The sequence below is a fragment of the Rhizobium sp. 862_C5_N1_2 genome (assembly GCF_051811205.1).
Lineage (GTDB): Bacteria > Pseudomonadota > Alphaproteobacteria > Rhizobiales > Rhizobiaceae > Rhizobium > Rhizobium leguminosarum.
The window spans coordinates 1,018,123-1,034,401 of the sequence record NZ_JBPWPT010000001.1; the positions used below are offsets into that span (position 1 = coordinate 1,018,123).

18 protein-coding genes are annotated in these 16,279 nt (G+C 62.0%); 11 read left to right on the forward strand and 7 right to left on the reverse strand.

Features of this window, described 5'->3' with window-relative positions; genetic code table 11:
• Window positions 1-8 precede the first annotated feature (8 nt).
• Window positions 9-677, forward strand: coding sequence for a TetR/AcrR family transcriptional regulator (locus ACD590_RS05145; RefSeq protein WP_018241240.1), 669 nt, complete (start codon window positions 9-11; stop codon window positions 675-677).
• Window positions 678-688: 11 nt separating this feature from the next.
• Here the strand turns inward: ACD590_RS05145 and ACD590_RS05150 are convergent, their stop codons facing one another.
• Window positions 689-1,213: a DUF1697 domain-containing protein gene (locus tag ACD590_RS05150; RefSeq protein ID WP_027685440.1), complete on the reverse strand. Its 525-nt coding sequence runs from the start codon at window positions 1,211-1,213 to the stop codon at window positions 689-691.
• A gap of 17 nt (window positions 1,214-1,230) precedes the next feature.
• Window positions 1,231-3,339 (reverse strand): S9 family peptidase, encoded by a 2,109-nt coding sequence (locus ACD590_RS05155; protein WP_018241242.1) that lies wholly within the window; start codon window positions 3,337-3,339, stop codon window positions 1,231-1,233.
• Between the two features lie 248 nt (window positions 3,340-3,587).
• Between ACD590_RS05155 and ACD590_RS05160 the strand changes: the two genes are divergently transcribed.
• Together ACD590_RS05160 and ACD590_RS05165 are read left to right on the forward strand one after the other, a co-directional pair.
• Entirely contained in the window at window positions 3,588-3,977 is a 390-nt protein-coding gene (locus ACD590_RS05160) for a DUF930 domain-containing protein (protein ID WP_003557772.1), read from the forward strand.
• A 102-nt stretch (window positions 3,978-4,079) separates the two neighbouring features.
• A complete protein-coding gene (locus ACD590_RS05165) occupies window positions 4,080-4,892 on the forward strand; it encodes a polysaccharide deacetylase family protein (protein WP_028733860.1) in 813 nt (270 codons plus the stop codon).
• 31 nt (window positions 4,893-4,923) lie between these two features.
• On the opposite strand, the gene ACD590_RS05170 is transcribed toward ACD590_RS05165, so the two are convergent.
• The 3 genes from ACD590_RS05170 to ACD590_RS05180 all read right to left on the reverse strand — a co-directional run bounded on the left by ACD590_RS05170 (window position 4,924) and on the right by ACD590_RS05180 (window position 8,435).
• Window positions 4,924-6,213, reverse strand: coding sequence for an NAD(P)/FAD-dependent oxidoreductase (locus tag ACD590_RS05170; protein WP_283186297.1), 1,290 nt, complete (start codon window positions 6,211-6,213; stop codon window positions 4,924-4,926).
• 18 nt (window positions 6,214-6,231) lie between these two features.
• On the reverse strand, window positions 6,232-7,398 hold the full coding sequence (locus ACD590_RS05175) for an AI-2E family transporter (RefSeq protein ID WP_018241245.1): 1,167 nt from the start codon (window positions 7,396-7,398) through the stop codon (window positions 6,232-6,234).
• 176 nt (window positions 7,399-7,574) lie between these two features.
• Complete coding sequence (locus ACD590_RS05180) at window positions 7,575-8,435, reverse strand: VOC family protein (protein ID WP_032980181.1); 861 nt, start codon at window positions 8,433-8,435, stop codon at window positions 7,575-7,577.
• 293 nt (window positions 8,436-8,728) lie between these two features.
• Between ACD590_RS05180 and ACD590_RS05185 the strand changes: the two genes are divergently transcribed.
• From ACD590_RS05185 to ACD590_RS05200, 4 genes are all read left to right on the forward strand, one after another.
• The gene (locus ACD590_RS05185; protein ID WP_018241247.1) at window positions 8,729-9,148 is read left to right on the forward strand and encodes a universal stress protein; all 420 of its coding nucleotides are present in this window, start codon (window positions 8,729-8,731) and stop codon (window positions 9,146-9,148) included.
• A gap of 116 nt (window positions 9,149-9,264) precedes the next feature.
• Window positions 9,265-9,933, forward strand: a complete 669-nt coding sequence (gene trhA / locus ACD590_RS05190) for a PAQR family membrane homeostasis protein TrhA (protein ID WP_026188320.1) — start codon at window positions 9,265-9,267, stop codon at window positions 9,931-9,933.
• Window positions 9,934-10,002: 69 nt separating this feature from the next.
• Entirely contained in the window at window positions 10,003-10,518 is a 516-nt protein-coding gene (locus ACD590_RS05195; RefSeq protein WP_018241249.1) for a GNAT family N-acetyltransferase, read from the forward strand.
• Between the two features lie 163 nt (window positions 10,519-10,681).
• Window positions 10,682-11,383, forward strand: coding sequence for a pentapeptide repeat-containing protein (locus ACD590_RS05200; protein ID WP_018241250.1), 702 nt, complete (start codon window positions 10,682-10,684; stop codon window positions 11,381-11,383).
• Window positions 11,384-11,403: 20 nt separating this feature from the next.
• Here the strand turns inward: ACD590_RS05200 and ACD590_RS05205 are convergent, their stop codons facing one another.
• Window positions 11,404-11,931 (reverse strand): GNAT family N-acetyltransferase, encoded by a 528-nt coding sequence (locus tag ACD590_RS05205; RefSeq protein WP_439002284.1) that lies wholly within the window; start codon window positions 11,929-11,931, stop codon window positions 11,404-11,406.
• A 105-nt stretch (window positions 11,932-12,036) separates the two neighbouring features.
• Window positions 12,037-12,450, reverse strand: coding sequence for a peptide-methionine (R)-S-oxide reductase MsrB (msrB, locus tag ACD590_RS05210; RefSeq protein WP_018241252.1), 414 nt, complete (start codon window positions 12,448-12,450; stop codon window positions 12,037-12,039).
• Between the two features lie 187 nt (window positions 12,451-12,637).
• Here msrB and ACD590_RS05215 point away from each other — a divergent pair, with 187 nt between their 5' ends.
• The 4 genes from ACD590_RS05215 (at window position 12,638) to ACD590_RS05230 (ending at window position 16,215) form a co-directional block, all read left to right on the forward strand.
• Window positions 12,638-12,853: a hypothetical protein gene (locus tag ACD590_RS05215; RefSeq protein ID WP_018241253.1), complete on the forward strand. Its 216-nt coding sequence runs from the start codon at window positions 12,638-12,640 to the stop codon at window positions 12,851-12,853.
• A 203-nt stretch (window positions 12,854-13,056) separates the two neighbouring features.
• Window positions 13,057-15,414, forward strand: coding sequence for a putative monovalent cation/H+ antiporter subunit A (locus tag ACD590_RS05220; protein ID WP_439002285.1), 2,358 nt, complete (start codon window positions 13,057-13,059; stop codon window positions 15,412-15,414).
• A gap of 4 nt (window positions 15,415-15,418) precedes the next feature.
• Window positions 15,419-15,838 carry a Na(+)/H(+) antiporter subunit B gene (locus ACD590_RS05225; RefSeq protein WP_427148862.1) on the forward strand — a complete coding sequence of 140 codons (420 nt, stop codon included), beginning with the start codon at window positions 15,419-15,421 and terminating at the stop codon, window positions 15,836-15,838.
• The gene (locus tag ACD590_RS05230) at window positions 15,838-16,215 is read left to right on the forward strand and encodes a Na+/H+ antiporter subunit C (RefSeq protein ID WP_439002286.1); all 378 of its coding nucleotides are present in this window, start codon (window positions 15,838-15,840) and stop codon (window positions 16,213-16,215) included. The genes ACD590_RS05225 and ACD590_RS05230 overlap by 1 nt, the downstream gene beginning before the upstream one ends.
• The last annotated feature ends 64 nt before the right edge of the window (window positions 16,216-16,279 follow it).

Sequence of the window (16,279 nt, forward strand, 5' to 3'; positions counted from 1 at the left end):
GAGGGGACATGCGAAAGGGCGAGGAAACGCGGACCCGCATCCTCGATGTGGCCGAAGCGGCAGTCTTGCAGAAGGGTTTCGGCGGCACATCCATCGAGGAGCTGATCGCCGAGACCGGCATCACCAAGAGCGGCTTCTTCTATCATTTCAGAGACAAGAACGAGCTCGCCAAGGCGCTGCTCAACCGTTACATCGAAAATGACGAGCGCATCTACGACGAGATCTTCAGCCGCGCGCGCGATCTGGTCGACGATCCGCTGCAGTCCTTCCTGCTCGGCCTGAAGCTGCTGTCCGAATTGCTCTCCGACCTGCCGAACGGCCATCCGGGCTGTCTTGTGGCGGGCATCTGCTATTACGAGCGGCTGTTCGACCGCGAGATACAGGAGATCAACCGGAATGCGGTGCTTGCCTGGCGGCGCCGCTTCGGCCGCATGATCAGGGAAATCGTGGCCGTCTATCCGCTGCGCGAACCCGTCGACGTCGACCAGCTTGCCGACATGGTGTCCTCAGTCCTGGAAGGCGGCATCGTTTTGTCGAAGACGCTGAAGGAGCCGAACACGCTGGCCGAACAGGTGCTGATGCTCCGCACCTTCGTGAAGATGCTCTTCCTGCCGGTGGCGGAGATGCCGAGGGCGTCGAGCGGTTCAGCCTTTCATGGAGGCGCAGAGCCGCACTAGCTTTTTGGACGTCAGTCCTTGCCTTCCATCGCCGCGGCCATTTCCGCGAGCTTGCGCACGGTGTTGAGATTGCGCGACGTTCCAGTCTTCAGCGCCGGCAGCTTCAGCTTCGAGCGGCCGGAGCCGTTGGGATAATGCACGTAGATTTCCCGGCCGGCGAGTTTCGCCTCCTCGCCGTCGGGCGCCACCATCTTTTCCAGCGCATCGCCGGGCGGCTTTTCGGGCAGGAAGTAGACCAGCAGGAAGTTCGGCTTGGCCTTGGGGAAGGGTGCGTCGGCGGCAAGCTTGTCGAGTTCTTTGCGGCTGCGCACCATCACGCCTGGGCGTTTGCCCATCGTCTTGCCGAGCGCCTCGTCGAGCCGCTCCTCCACCGTCTTTTCCGCCTCATCCGAGCGGAAAAGCACGTTGCCGCTCTGGATGTAGGTCTTCACGTCGGAAAAGCCGAGGCCTTCGCAGATCGCCTTCAGTTCGGCCATCGGCAAAGAGCCGGTGCCGCCGACATTGACGGCGCGCAGCAATGCAACAAAGACCGTCATCGGCTCCTCCGAATCCTTTACATCTTGCCGGCAACCTTGATTGCAAACGCATACTCAAAGGCAATCTCTTCCAGCCGTTGGAAGCGGCCCGAGGCGCCGCCATGGCCGGCGTCCATGTTGGTCTTGAGCAGGATCGGCGCGTCGCCCGTCGTCTTGTCGCGCAGCTTCGCCACCCACTTGGCCGGCTCCCAATAGGTGACGCGCGGGTCGGTCAGGCCGCCGAGCGCCAGGACCGGCGGATAGGCCTTTGCGCCGACATTGTCATAGGGCGAGTAGGATGCGATCTGCTCGTATTCTTCCTTGCTGTCGATCGGATTGCCCCATTCCGGCCATTCCGGCGGGGTGAGCGGCAAAGTGTCGTCGAGCATGGTGTTGAGCACGTCGACGAAGGGAACGGCGGCGATGAGGCCGGCAAACTTCTCCGGCGCCATGTTGGCAACCGCACCCATCAGCATGCCGCCGGCCGATCCGCCCTCAGCGATGATCTTCGCGTAAGAGGTGAACTTCTGTTGATTCAGATAGTCGGCCGCTGCGACGAAGTCCTTGAAGGTATTCGTCTTCTTGTCCATTTTGCCGTCTTCGTACCAGGAAAATCCCTTGTCCTTGCCGCCGCGGATATGGGCGATGGCATAGACGAAGCCGCGGTCGGCGAGCGACAGGCAGTTGGTGTTGAAGCCGGCCGGAATGGTGATGCCGTAGGCGCCATAGCCGTAGAGCAGGCAGGGCGCGCTGCCGTCGAGTGGGGTATCCCTGCGATAGAGCAGGGTGACCGGCACCTTCTCGCCATCCCACGCCGGGGCAAAGACGCGGCGGGTGACGTAGTCGTCGGGATTGTGACCGGACGGCACTTCCTGCGTCTTCAACAGCGTGCGCTCGCGCGTCACCATGTTGTAGTCATAGAGCTGCGACGGTGTCGTCATCGAGGAATAGGAGAAGCGGATGATATCGGTGTCGTATTCCGCCGCGCCCTGCAGCCCCAGCGAATAGGCTTCCTCGGCAAAGGCGATCGCATGTTCCTCGCCGGTCTTGCGGTCGCGGATCATGATCTGTGGCAGCCCGTCCTTGCGCTCCAGCCACAGGAGATGGCGGGCATAGGCCATGTGGCTGATAACAAGCGTGCCGGGCTTGTGGGCGACCACTTCGCGCCAGTTTTCCTTCACCGGATTGTCGACCGGCGCTTCCATGATCTTGAAATCCTTGGCGCCGCCGTCATTGGTGAGGATGTAGAAGACGTCGCCGCCCTCGGTCAGCGAATATTCGATGCCTTCCTCGCGCGCCGCCACCAGCTTCGGCTCGGCGGTCAAGTCCTTGGTCGACAGCAGCCGGTATTCGCTGGTCTCGTGGTCGTGGATGTCGATATAGATGACATCGTCGAGCAGCGAGCCGCCGACGCCCATGAAGAAGCCGGCATCGGCTTCCTCATAGACCAGCCGGTCTTCCGACTGCGGCTGGCCGAGAATGTGGTGGAACACCTTCGATGGCCGGTGATTCTCGTCGAGTGCCGAATAGAAGAAGCTCTTGCCATCCGGCGCCCAGACGCCGCCGCCGCCGGTATTCTCGATCCGGTCCTCGAGGTCTTGCCCGGTCTGGAGGTCGCGCACCTTCAGCGTGAAGAACTCCGAACCCTTGTCGTCATAACCCCAGATGCCGCGGTTGTGGTCGCTCGTATGGTCGAGGCCGGCGAGGCGGAAATAGGCCTTGCCGGCCGCCTCCTTGTCACCGTCGAGCAGCACGGTGCGGATCGCCTCGTCGGCGACATTGCCGTCGCGGGCGATGCGGAAATAACGCGGCTGTTCGCCGCCGGTGACATAGAAGGTGCCGTAGGCATAGGCGCCGTCCTTCATCGGCACCGAGCTGTCGTCTTCCTTGATGCGGCCGCGCATCTCGGAAAACAGCACCTTCTGCAGCGGCTTGGTGTCCTCCATCGCCGCGTTCATATAGGTGTTTTCAGCGTCGAGATGGCGGCGGATCTCGGGATCGAGGATCGACGGATCCTTGAACATCGCCTGCCAGTTATCGGCGCGCAGCCAGGCATAGTCGTCCGTACGGGTGATGCCGTGGCGCGTATCGGAGGTGGGCTTCTTCGGTGCGGCAGGCGGGGTCGGCAGGCTCTTGAAAGCGGACAAGGAATGGCTCCGGTGGGAATGTCGGGTTGGCAAGAGATAGAGGCGCACTGGTCCCGGATCAAGCGGCAAGGGTGTGGCAAGGGCGCGGATGACCTTCCACAGACAAGGAGGACGCTTTGCCCGCCTTGCCTTGATGTCACCACAATATTTAAGAAAGTCCGCTCGCGCGAAATTTGCACGTGCCAAGCCTCCGGCAAGCCGCCTGTGGCAGGGTGAAGAATGGACAACAGTAAGGGATTTTCTCCGCAATGCCGAAACGTCTGCTCCTGTTTGTATCCCTCGCAAGCCTCGCTGCCCCCGCCTTTGCCGTCGATCCCGCCATCAAGAAGCAGCTGGAAAAACTCGATCCCTCGACCCGCCTGGAACAGAGTTGCGACACCGAGGCGATGAGCCGCATCAACAAGGACAGCACCGGCTTCAAGCCCGACAAGGTGATCGCCTACACCTTCAAGGACCCGATCCCCGGCGACAATTCGCTGGACGCGCCGGGTGCTGTCTTCCGCAGCAAGGGCGACTGGTATCATCTCTCCTACAATTGCATCACCGGTCCGCAGCATATCAACGTGCGCGAACTCAACTACGAGATCGGCGAGAAGGTGCCGCGCGAGAAGTGGGACAAGTATTATCTCTATGATTGATGCTGCCCGGTCCGTCCAGGCGGCTGCGGTGACAACCGGCCGCATGGCGCCGGGGGAGAGCCGCCGCTAAAATCGGCAGCTCGAATCATAGAAATCCATCGTATGAACCGCATCCTGCTCGCTTCGGCGTTCCTTTTCTCCACCATATCAACTGCATTGGCGGACGAAATTCCGTCAGCCGTGCCGGCCGCGCTCGGTCAGGTCCCGGCTGCAGTCAGTCCGGCCCCGAAGGCGCCGGCGCCAAAACTCGTCGAGCCGCATCTGCATATTGCCCGTTCCAATGTCGCCGGCCATGCCCGTGTTGCGCTGACCTTCGATGCCTGCATGGGGCAGGCGGACGAGCGCATCCTTTCGACCTTGGTGCGTGAACGCATCCCGGCAACGATCTTCGTCACCGCCCGCTGGCTGAAGCGCAATCCCGCTGCGGTCGCCGTGTTCCTGCAGAATACCGATCTCTTCGAACTCGAAAATCATGGCCAGAACCATATTCCGGCCGTCGACACGCCGACACTGATCTATGGCATCGCGTCTGCCGGCTCGCCGCAGGCGGTGCGGCAGGAAGTCGAAGGCGGCGCTGCCGCAATGATTGCAGCTGGCATCCCGGCGCCGCACTGGTTCCGCGGCTCGACCGCCAAATATGATCTTTCCGCCATCGGCGAGATCCGCGCCATGGGCTATCGCATTGCCGGTTATTCGGTGAATGGCGACGGCGGCTCGCTGCTCGGGGCTGTGATCACCGAAAAGCGTATCGCCTCGGCCAGGGACGGCGACGTCGTCATCTCCCACGTCAACCAGCCGACCCATGCGGCCGGCGAGGGGGTGGCCAAAGCACTGGTCGATCTCAAGGCCAAGGGGACTCAATTCGTCCGACTCCAGGATGTCGAGGACACCGGCGACGACAAGACGACCGAATAGCGGCCGAAGCTTCTTCCGTCTCGAACCAGATTTAACGCAGCATGATTTCCGGTCGGAAGCGCTCGTGCAGCGTTCTTAAACCCGGTCCGTCGCGGTCGACGGCAAAATCCTCGAACCAATCCCGTTGCATGCCGGCCAGCATGGCGCCGATCATTTGCGCGGCGAGATAGGAGAAGGTGATGCCGTTGCCGCCGTAGCCATAGGCTGCGAACACATGTGGTATCTGCGGCACCGGACCGATCAGCGGCAGGCCGTCGGCCGTCTCGCCAAAGGTGCCGCACCAGGCATGGGCGACGCGTGTATCCGCCTTCGGCCACAGCCGCTTCATCTTCTCCTGGATTGCGACGATCTTGGCCGGCAGCTTCCGATCTCGTACCTCGGCATCCGTGGTATCGTCATCCTCGCCGCCGGCGACGATGCGATTATCCGGTGTCGTGCGCATGTAGAGATAGGGGTGGCTGTCCTCCCAGATCAGCGCCCTGTCGCGCCAGAAATTTGCCGGGTCCTGCGGCACGGTGGCGAGCGCCCAGCTCGAACTCGACCGGTGCAGTTTCGGCATGTCGAGGCCCGGCATCGAATAGCCGGTCGCAAGCACGACATGCCGCGCCTCGATGACGTGGCCTCCATCCGTCTCCGCCATGACGCGGTCACCTTCGCTGTGAAGCGCAGCCACGGAAGCGTTGACCAGCCGCGCGCCGCGCCGGACGGCCATCTCCAGCAGCGCCCAGGTCAGAAGCAGCGGATCGCACTCCGCCGAACCCGGCGAATAGATCGCACCATCCCGGTCGAGTTCGAATTGTGTGAAGAGATCGGGATGTTCGAGATAGACGCCGGGCAGGCCCGCCCGGCGACGAAGCTGGCGCTCCTCCAGCAGGTTGCGCGCGCCTTCGCGGCCATCAGCCAGATAGAGCGTATTGCGAGACCGGAAGCCGCAGGCGATCTCGTTTGCGGCGATCAGCTTGGAAAGGCCGGCGACCGCGGCACCACTTCGGCGGTAGATGCCGGCCGCACGCTCGAAACCGTAATAATCCTCGAGCTCGGTGAGGGTGCTGTCGATTTCCCATTGCAGCATCGCCGTGCTCGCCGCGGTGCTGCCAAAACCAGGCTCTTCCCGGTCGATGATAACAACGGAGAAACCGCGGGCCGTTAAATGTTCGGCAACCAATGCGCCGGTAATGCCGCCGCCGATCACGGCGATGTCGGTGGAAAAGCTCTGCTCGATCGGCCGCCATTCGGGCCGAATGCCGCTTTTTCCCCAGAGAGAACGGCCGCTGACCATCTGGTCATGATCGGATTCGGTAAGGTCGAGATCAGCTGCCACGAAGGTTTCCCCGGTTGATTATTTCGGCAATTGCGGCTGCGGTTTTTCCTCGATCAGCAACTCGTCGATAATAGTCATGACGATCAGCGAAAGCGGCAGCGCCAGCATGGCGCCGACGGCACCCCACATCCATGTCCAGAACAGGATGGCGAGGAAGACGACGAAGGGATTGATTTCCAGCCGCCGTCCCATCACCGCCGGGAAGATCAGGTTCTCCATGAGGAGATGCACGGTGAAGAAGGCTGCCGCCGGCATCAGTCCGATGAGGATGCCATCATGGGTCAGGATGCCGGCGACCGCGACGGCAAGTGTCATCAGCGTGATGCCGAGATAGGGGATGAAGCTCGACAGGAAGGCGAAGAAGCCCCAGAGCACCGGGGCCGACAGCCCACCGGCATAGGCGATGACAGTCATGACGACGCCGAGCCCGACATAGATCAGCGAGGCCGTGGCGAAATAGAAGCCGAGCACCTGCTCTACGGCATTGATGACACGGATTGCCGCCAGGCGTTGCGTGCGGGTGCGGAAGGTCATGATGATCGTCTTGCGCAAGTTGACCCGACCAGCGAGGAAGAACAGCAGCGCCGCAAAGAAGATCATCCCCTGCACCAGCGCCGGCGTCAGGCTACTCGTCACCACGTGCAGCACGTTGCCGGTGTTTTCGAGCAGCGCACCGATCGACATCGACCCGCTTTCGAATGTCGCCGGCGTGATATGCAGCCATCTGATGCGTTCCAGATATGGCATGACGCGGTTTATGGTTCGCTCGGCGAAGGCCGGGCCCTCATTGGCAAGCGTCATCAGCGGGTCGGCAAGCGAGTTGATCAGCAGGAAGATCACCAGCGCGACGGCGCTCGACAGCATGAAGGCGTTGGCAAGCCGCGGCACTCCCATCTTGCCGAGCTTTTCTGCCGCCATGCCGAGGATCATGCCGACGACGACGGCAAGTGTGATCGGGATGAGGATCAGCGACATCAGGTAGACCGCGGCAAGAAAAAGAATGCCGAAGATGCCGATGATCGCCCAGGCCATGCTGACGTCGAGCCCATCCTTTTCCAGACGGTGCAGCGGAGGCGGCGGCAGTTCTTCCGCAGCTTCCTTCAGCGACTGTGCCCAGGCGCTGGTGTGGCGTTCGCCGATCGCGATTTTCTTTGCTTGTTTGCGGATGCCATTGGCGATGCCCATGCGGTGAGGTCCCCGAAGCCCCATTGCTTCCTCACGGAAACGCACCGATAGGGTTCCGGTTCCCTGAAGGAAAGACCGCCTGTGAAGGTGCATCCGGCATGTCTTTGCGCCGATGGCATTGCCCGCATGGCGTGAGCGTCTTCAACCGCTATGGCTGATCTGCGGCAACCTGGAAATTACGCCGACAGCGTCAGGCCGATGCCCCAGGGATCCCTGAGGAATATGCCGCCGTCGCGCTTCTCGCTTTTGATCTCCAGCGCATCGAGCTTGGAGACCGCCGCATCCAGCGTCGCCTTGTCGTTGAAACGGATCTTGTAGTCCGAAAGCCCGGTCATATTGCTGGCGCGAGCCGTCGCGCCGCGGCTGTTCCAGATATTGGCGCCGAGATGGTGATGATAGCCGCCGCTCGCAAAGAAGCTCGCGCCGGGATAGCGCGCCATCAGCTTGAGGCCGAGGACGTCGCGGTAAAAGGCGTCGGCCTGCGGGATGTCGCCGACCTGCAGATGCAGGTGACCGATCGCCGTTCCCACCGCCATGCCGTCCCAGCGCTCATCAGGCGCGCTGTTATAGAGCGCTTGCAGGTCGAGGCGAAGCGTCGCCATCTCCACCATGCCGTCCTGGTGGAATTTCCATTGTTCGTGCGGCCGGTCGGCATAGATCTCGATGCCGTTGCCTTCGGGATCGGAAAGATAGATCGCCTCGCTGACGAGATGGTCCGAGGCGCCGTCGAGCGCGACATTGTTCTGTGCCGCATGGCGCAGCCAGCGTGCGAGCTCGGTCCTGCTCGGCATAAGGAAGGCGGTGTGGAAAAGGCCGGCGGCATTGCGCGGCGCGATGGTCGCATCTTTTGCGGTCGTCAGCGTCAGCAAAGGGAGATCGCCGACACCCAGCACTTCGCCGCTCGCCGTCTTCTCGATGACCTTCAGGCCAAGCATCGATTGATAGAAACCGGAAACGAGGCCAAGGTCGGTGACGACGAGATGCGACTGGTCGATATAGGCGGGCCGCGTCAGCGCATAGGAAGTTTCGGTCGTCATGGATTGTTCTCCTGCCTCTGAATTGGCCTGTAAGAGAGAAGGCGTACCGGCGGTGGCGGCAAACATGCCGCCTGTGGCAAGCCCGAGGAAGTTTCGCCGGTTCATTCGCCTCTGGTCCCTCGGTTGCCGTACTTGATCCTTATATGGCGCATTCCGATTGTTCACAGAAGGCCCGTTTTTGAGGATGAAGCGTTGAACAGATGTTGACGATGACTTGCGCCCACTTGATCGCCGTCAACGCGCCCATATCTTATTTAGAGGAAGCTTATAAATACTAGTCATGGAGGGAAGCCATGTACAGAAAGATCATCGTCGCGATCGCGCTCGGCGGCATCGAAAAGGGAGAAAAGATCCTCCGCAAGGCCGCGTCCTTGCTCGATGACGGCGGTGAGATCATCGCGCTCAACGTTATCGAAGATGTGCCGAGCTATGTCGCGATCGAGTTGCCTGCCAATATGGTCGAGGACGCCATGCAGGACAGCCGCGACAAGCTGCAAGCGCTGCTGACAACCACCGGCGTCACGGCAACCGTCGAGATCGCCAACGGCCCGCCTGCCAAAGCCATCATCTCGACCGCCGAAAGCCACGGCGCGGATCTGATTATCGTCGCCTCACACGTTCCGGACTTTTCCAACTACTTCATCGGCGCCACCGCCGACCGGGTCGTGCGTCATGCCAAATGCTCGGTGCTGGTCGACCGGCAGAAGATTTGATTTTTGCGCCACTGCGGCCTGTCACGAAGATTTACCGCCGGTGCGCTTTGCCGCAGTTGCGCGCCCGCCGGTTCGATGCGACGATTGCAATCGGGGTATGAAACGGATTGGCGTGCATGGCCGAGTTCAACGGCATTCGCTGGGCTTATGATAAATACGAACTGATCGCCGACGGTATCGTCCATGGCGTCGGCCTCGTGCTGGCGCTGATCGGGGCCACCGTGCTGATTTTCTACGCCACGGTCTGGAGTTCTTACGGCGCGCTCGCGGCCGCCTGGATCTATGGGGTCGGGCTGGTGCTGACGCTTGCCATTTCCTTTTCCTACAACGCCTGGCCGGTCTCGCGCACGAAATGGTTTCTGCGCCGCTTCGATCATTCGGCGATCTTCCTGCTGATCGCCGCCACCTACACGCCCTTCCTCGAACGCGGCGCCGACGACCCGCTGCTCTTGTTCATGCTGGTCGCGATCTGGCTGTTCGCCGCCGTCGGCATTGTCCTGAAATGCGTCTTCCCCGGGCGTTATGACCGATTTGCCATCCTGCTTTATCTCGCTATGGGCTGGAGCGGCGTGCTGGTGGCCGGGCCCGTCGCCTCGCGCATTCCTTCCGCCTCGATGCTGCTGATCGTCATCGGCGGCGTCATCTATTCGCTCGGCGTTATTTTCCATGTCTGGGAGAAGCTGCGCTTTCAAAACGCCATCTGGCATGGTTTCGTCGTCACCGCCGCAGCTGTGCATTATTCGGCCGTCTTCACTTGCTTCAGCCTGTCGGCGCCGGGGGTCTGAACGACGGTCGTTTACATCTGTCGGGGTCGGGCGTATGCCGCCTTCACAGACAATACGAACCGGGCAATCATGACAGACGCTGTCCTCCTCCGCGACGCCACCGAAGCCGATCTTTCCGCCATCCGCGATATCTACAATCACGCTGTCGAGCACACGACGGCGATCTGGAACGACACACTGGTCGATCTCGAAAATCGGCTGGAATGGTTCAGGGCGCGCAAGGCGCGGGGCTTTCCCGTCATCGTCGCCGAAATGTCGGGCAAGGTCGCAGGCTACGCCTCCTATGGCGACTGGCGGGCCTTCGACGGCTACCGCCATACGGTCGAGCATTCCGTCTATGTCGACAAGGATTGCCGCGGTGCGGGCATCGGCGAGCGCCTGATGCGGGAATTGATCGCGCGTGCTGCGGCCGGCAACATCCATGTGATGATCGCCGGTATCGAGGCTGACAATACCGCCTCGGTCAGGCTGCACGAAAAGCTCGGTTTCCGTATCGCCGGCAGATTTTCCGAGGTCGGCACCAAATTCGGCCGCTGGCTGGACCTGACTTGCATGGAACTTCGCTTGCCCGGCAAGGTGGATTGATCCACCTGCCCGGCAAAGCCCCAGACCCATCCGGCAAAGCCATTGTGAACGGCGCGCACCATCTTTTTATTGTAGTCTGAGCTGTGTAAGAATGTGGACGCAGTCTGCTTCGCGGAATGCGGCCTGAAAGCGTCATGTAAGCGTCATGGGGGTGAATAGTTCAATGGCAATGCAAAGATCGTCGCTCGGTCTCCTTGCCCTCGTCCTTCTGGCATTTCCGCCGGTTGTAGCCCGGGCCGCCGATTGCGGCAGCATGGCCTCGCCGAAGCTCGACTGGCAGGAATGCACCAAGAAGAACCTGATGCTGCAGGGCAGTGATCTCGAAGGCGCCAATCTCGTCGGCACCGACTTCTCGCTGACCGATCTCGCTGGCGCCAACTTCAAATCCGCCAACCTGGAGAAAGCGACGCTGGTGCGCGCCTCACTCGAGGGCGCACACGCTGAAGGCGCCAACTTCGCCAAGATCGAGGCCTATCGCTCCAGCTTCGCCAATATCGCCGCCGATGGTGCTTCCTTTGCCGGCGCCGAGCTGCAGCGGGCCAATTTCGCCGGCGCCCGGCTCGCCGGCACGAGCTTCGAAAAGGCCGAGCTCGGCCGCGCCGACTTCGACAAAGCGGTGCTGACGGGTGCGAAATTCTCGTTCGCCAATCTCTCCCGTGCCGATCTCTCCGGCGCGACCTTCGAAACCACGCCGATGTTCGATCGCGCCTTCATGTTCCTCACGCGCATCGAAGGCCTTGACCTCTCGGCCGCAGCAGGGCTCGAACAGGCCCAGATCGACCTTGCCTGCGGCGATGCCTCGACCAAGCTGCCGGCCGGCCTCTCCGCCCCGACGACCTGGCCCTGTCCAGCCGAGCGCGAGTAACCAGGCGGGTCTGAACCGCTCTATGTCCGGTCCGTGATGTAGAGGTAGAATTCCATTATGCCGCCATCGGGGCTGCCTGTTTTGGCGAATGTTTCCCGCCGCCGGTGCACCCGCTTCGCAACACGTTGCGAGGGAATGTTGTCGGGCCTGACGATGGAGACGATGCGCGCAAGGCCAAGGTCATGAAGCGCGTGGTCGCAGCAGGCGGCGGCCGCCTCGATCGCATAGCCCTTGCCCCAATGGTCGCGCCACAGATGATAGCCGATCTCGGGTTCCAGGCCCGCGGAGGTTTCCTGCAGCGTGATGCCGCAATCGCCGAGCAATGTGCCGCTCTGCCGGTCCGTCACCGTCCAGAGGCCGAAGCCGTGACTGGTATAACTGTCGAAGGCGAGCCTCTGGAACCAGCGCGCGGTTTCGTCGAAACTCTTGATGCCGGGGTAATACCGCATGCATTCGGCATCGCCGAAAATGCGGTGGAGAAACGGCAGGTCGGCAGGCGTGATCTCCCGCAGCGTCAGCCGCTCGGTCTTCAGGATATCGCGCGCCATCGGCCTTCTCCTGGTATCGCCGATCCGTCGATAGCGTCTACGACGGAGGAAGTCAGCGGCCCATCACATCGGAATGGGCCGCTTGCCGATTGCGGGGCTGCGCGCCTACTTCCCGGGCTCGAACACCATGGAATGGCCGTTGATGCAGTAGCGCAGGCCGGTCGGTGGTGGCCCGTCGGGAAAGACGTGGCCGAGATGGGCTTCGCAGCTGCCGCAACGGATTTCGGTGCGCACCATGCCAAAGGCCGTGTCGCGATGCTCCGTCACCGCTTCGGGCGACACTGCTTCGAAATAGCTCGGCCAGCCGCAGCCGGCATCGAATTTCGTGTCGGAGCGGAAAAGCGGCGCATTACAGCCGACGCAGCGGTAAAGCCCTGTCTCGAAGGAGTCCCAGTAGGGGCCGGTAAAGGCGCGTTCGGTACCGTGCTGGCGCGTGATGCGGTATTGCTCGGGGGTGAGCTGCTCTTTCCATTCGTCATCGGTTTTGTGGATCTTGGCGGTGGTCGCAGTTTCGGACATGAGGTGCTCCTTTCGCCGAGGGGCGGTTCCGTTTGCGCAAAATGTGGTGCGCCGCGTTCACTTCATCAAGTCTCCAGCGCCGCGCCATCAGATTGGCGGCATACCGCAATTGGAGGAAGACGCTTGCTTTTACATCCGTTAGGGGTTTTCTGTTAGGGTTAATGTTACGTGCATTGGAGAATCACTGGTGTTTGAGGCAGCAATCGTCCTGCTCTACGGCCTGGTGGCCGTGGCCGCCATGGCGGTCACGCTGTTGGAAGGCTGGGCCAACCATGACGGCTTTACGCTCCATCGTCTCGCCGGACTCTTCGCCTGCCTGCTCTGGCCGCTGACGCTTGTGGTCTTCATCCTGCACGGTTGCATCGCCCGGCTGCTGTCGCGTCTTTCCCGATCGATGGCCTGATCGACTTCGAACATCGCCATGCAGTGGGGCCTGCGGCCGAAATCACTTGAGACGCTCCCCCGTTTCGCCTAAGCCAGAAGACAGGCTGGGTTTCTCTGGCTTTTCGTCTGTTGCCTTTACAGCGCCGCGCGCCTTGTCGGACGTGCGAAGGACTGTAACATTTTGAATTATGCAGTAGAGAATTATGCAGTAGAGGAGGGGACATGGCCGATGTCACGGCTCTGACATTTCTGGCCCTGTGTCTGCCGCTCGTCGGCGCTCTTGCTGCCCCCTTCGTCATCCGCATCTTCGGCGCAAACGGTGCCTGGCTCCTGGCGATCGCTCCCTTGCTCGCCTTCCTGCATTTCCTGCGTTTCGTTCCCAAGATCGCGCGCGGCGAGGTCGTCACCGGCGGCTATTCCTGGGTGCCGAGCTTTCATCTCTCCTTCTCCTGGTTCCTCGACGGCCTGTCGCTGGCTTTCGCACTGCTGATCACCGGTATCGGCACCCTGATCGTGCTTTATGCCGGCGGCTACCTCAAAGGACACAAGGATCAGGGCCGCTTCTTCTCCTTCATCTTCCTCTTCATGGGCGCGATGCTCGGTGTCGTCGTTTCCGACAGTTTCCTGATGCTCTTCGTCTTCTGGGAGCTGACGTCGATCACTTCCTTCCTGCTGATCGGCTTCGATCACGAGCGTGCGGCGGCTCGCCGCGCAGCCCTGCAGGCGCTTGTTGTGACCGGTGGGGGAGGGCTCTGCCTGTTGGCCGGTCTGCTGTTGCTCTGGAATATCTCAGGCGTCACTGAGATGTCGCGGCTCATGGGAACGCGCGATGTCGTGCGCGAAAGCCCGTTCTATCTCGCAGCCCTCCTTCTGGTCCTGGGCGGCGCCTTCACCAAGTCGGCGCAATTTCCCTTCCATTTTTGGCTGCCGAACGCCATGGAGGCGCCGACGCCGGTTTCCGCCTACCTGCATTCGGCGACGATGGTGAAGGCGGGCGTCTATCTGCTGATGCGGCTCAATCCCGTCATGGGGGCAACGCCTGCCTGGGAGATCCTACTGCCCTTCTTCGGCGGGCTGACGCTGGTGGTCGGCACCGCGCTCGCCATCCGCCAGACCGACCTGAAGCTCAAGCTCGCCTATACCACCGTCTCCTCGCTCGGCCTGCTCGTCATGCTGATCGGCTTCGGCTCTGACCATGCGGTGGAGGCGGCGACGCTCTATCTGGTGGCGCATTCGCTCTTCAAGGGCGCGCTCTTCATGGTCGCCGGCATCATCGATCACGAAACCGGCACGCGCGATATTACCAGGCTGCGTGGCCTGATGCGGGCGATGCCGCTCACCTGGATGATTGCACTTGCGGCGGCCTTGTCGATGGCCGGCCTGCCGCCCTTCTTCGGCTTTCTCTCCAAGGAGGAGATCTATACGGCACTCGTCGGCGGCGATGTCCGCGCACTCACCTTTACCGCCATAACCGTATTCGGCAATGCGCTGATGTTTGCCGTCGCCTTTGCCGTGGCGCTGAAACCCTTCCTCGGCCAGCCGGTGGAGACGCCGAAACCTCCGCACGAAGCGCCCGTCCTGCTTTGGCTCGGCCCGGCCGTTCTCGCCGTCCTCGGCCTGCTCGCGGCGATCTTTTCGACCTTCACCCACACCGTCCTGTCCTCGCCGATCGCCTCCGCCATCCGCCAGACACCCGTCGAGATCGATATTTCGCTGACGCCGCATATCGGCCTGCCCTTAGCGCTCTCCGCCCTGACCGTGCTGCTCGGTATCGGCGTCTACTGGCAACTCGCGCGCGCCCGTTTCCTGATGGCCGTCTTCTTGCATGCGGCCGGGCGCGGGCCGGATCACGGTTTCGACCTTGCCATATCGGGCCTTGTCTGCTTCGCCGGCCGCCTCATGCGTGTCCTCCAGCCGGGGCGGCTGGAGATCTATGTCACCTGCACCTTCCTTTGCGTCGCCGCTATCCTCATCGTCCCGCTCGTCGTCTATGGCGAACTGCCGCGTCTCCCGGCCTGGCCGGTCGATGTCAGGCTCCATGAATGGGCGGTCTTCCTGATCGCCGCCTTCGGTCTTGCCGCCGTGCTCGTCGCCCGCGACCGGTTGACGGCGATCGTCTCGCTCGGCATCCAGGGTTTCGCCGTCGCCATCATCTTCCTGTTGTTCGGCGCGCCGGACCTGTCCTTCACCCAGTTCATGGTCGAAACCCTTTCGGTGGTGATCCTTGCCTTGGTCATGACCAGGCTCCGGCTCTCGCCCGCTGATCGGCGGCCACTCGGCCGCAAGCTCTTCGACGGTGCGCTGGCGCTCGCCTGCGGCCTCGGGTTCACGCTTTTGCTGATGCGGGCGACGCAGGCGCCGTTCAACGACGCTCTGACGGCTTTCTTCAACGCCTATTCCAAATCGATCGCCCATGGCGCCAATGTCGTCAACGTCATCATCGTCGATTTCCGAGGCACCGACACGCTCGGCGAAATCGCCGTCGTGGCGGTCACCGGCCTTGCCATCCTGGCGCTGATCCGCATCCGCGCCGGCAGCGAGCGCAAGCTTGCCGCCAATGATCCCGCGGCGGAGGGCTGATCGCGTGAACACCCTCATCTTCCGCACCGTCGCCCCGTTCCTCACCGCGCTGATGCTGCTTTTTTCCGTCTTCGTGCTGCTACGCGGCCATAACGAGCCGGGCGGCGGCTTTATCGGCGGGCTGATCGCTGCCTCGGGACTAGCGATCTACGGCATTGCCCGCGGCGTTGGCGCCGTTCGCCGCGCGCTGTTTTTCCATCCGCTGTCGATTGCCGGCTTTGGCTTGCTCCTGTCGACCGCGGCCGGTCTTGTCTCCATCCTGTTTGCCGTTCCCTTCATGACCGGCCTCTGGATCTATCCGACGCTTTTCGGCACCGAGGTGCCGCTGTCCAGCGTCATGCTCTTCGATGTCGGCGTCTATCTTGTCGTGCTCGGCGCCATCACCTCGATCGCACTGGCGCTCGAAGAAAAGGAGGTGGAATGATGGAGCCGCTTCTCGCGATCCTCGTCGGCCTGTTCTTTGCCGCCGCCATCTACCTGATGCTGTCGAAATTCTCGATCCGGATCATGCTCGGCGTCGCCATCCTCGGTAATGCTGTCAACCTCCTGCTTTTTACCGGCGGCCGGCTGACGCGCGAGGTGCCGCCGATCATCCCGGCGGGTCTCGACAGCTTGCCCGCAGGCACGGCCAACCCGCTGCCGCAGGCCCTCATCCTGACGGCGATCGTCATCTCCTTTTCGTTCCTTGCCTTCCTGTTGGTGCTGACCTACCGCGCCTATCAGGACCTCGGCACCGACAACACCAGCGACATGCGCGCCGCCGAGCCCGACGACCGGCCGCTGCCGCCATTGGGGTATTGAGGCGGATGTTGGTGCGGATGCTCAACCCATGGCAAGCCCTCTCTCGCGATAGCGGAGGCGCCAT

Coding starts and splice junctions, on each gene's coding strand:
- ACD590_RS05145 (WP_018241240.1), top strand. CDS start 9: ATGCGAAAGGGCGAGGAAACGCGGACCCGCATCCTCGATGTGGCCGAA.
- ACD590_RS05150 (WP_027685440.1), bottom strand. CDS start 1,213: ATGACGGTCTTTGTTGCATTGCTGCGCGCCGTCAATGTCGGCGGCACC.
- ACD590_RS05160 (WP_003557772.1), top strand. CDS start 3,588: ATGCCGAAACGTCTGCTCCTGTTTGTATCCCTCGCAAGCCTCGCTGCC.
- ACD590_RS05165 (WP_028733860.1), top strand. CDS start 4,080: ATGAACCGCATCCTGCTCGCTTCGGCGTTCCTTTTCTCCACCATATCA.
- ACD590_RS05175 (WP_018241245.1), bottom strand. CDS start 7,398: ATGGGCATCGCCAATGGCATCCGCAAACAAGCAAAGAAAATCGCGATC.
- ACD590_RS05180 (WP_032980181.1), bottom strand. CDS start 8,435: ATGACGACCGAAACTTCCTATGCGCTGACGCGGCCCGCCTATATCGAC.
- ACD590_RS05185 (WP_018241247.1), top strand. CDS start 8,729: ATGTACAGAAAGATCATCGTCGCGATCGCGCTCGGCGGCATCGAAAAG.
- trhA (WP_026188320.1), top strand. CDS start 9,265: ATGGCCGAGTTCAACGGCATTCGCTGGGCTTATGATAAATACGAACTG.
- ACD590_RS05195 (WP_018241249.1), top strand. CDS start 10,003: ATGACAGACGCTGTCCTCCTCCGCGACGCCACCGAAGCCGATCTTTCC.
- ACD590_RS05200 (WP_018241250.1), top strand. CDS start 10,682: ATGGCAATGCAAAGATCGTCGCTCGGTCTCCTTGCCCTCGTCCTTCTG.
- ACD590_RS05205 (WP_439002284.1), bottom strand. CDS start 11,931: ATGGCGCGCGATATCCTGAAGACCGAGCGGCTGACGCTGCGGGAGATC.
- msrB (WP_018241252.1), bottom strand. CDS start 12,450: ATGTCCGAAACTGCGACCACCGCCAAGATCCACAAAACCGATGACGAA.
- ACD590_RS05220 (WP_439002285.1), top strand. CDS start 13,057: ATGGCCGATGTCACGGCTCTGACATTTCTGGCCCTGTGTCTGCCGCTC.
- ACD590_RS05230 (WP_439002286.1), top strand. CDS start 15,838: ATGGAGCCGCTTCTCGCGATCCTCGTCGGCCTGTTCTTTGCCGCCGCC.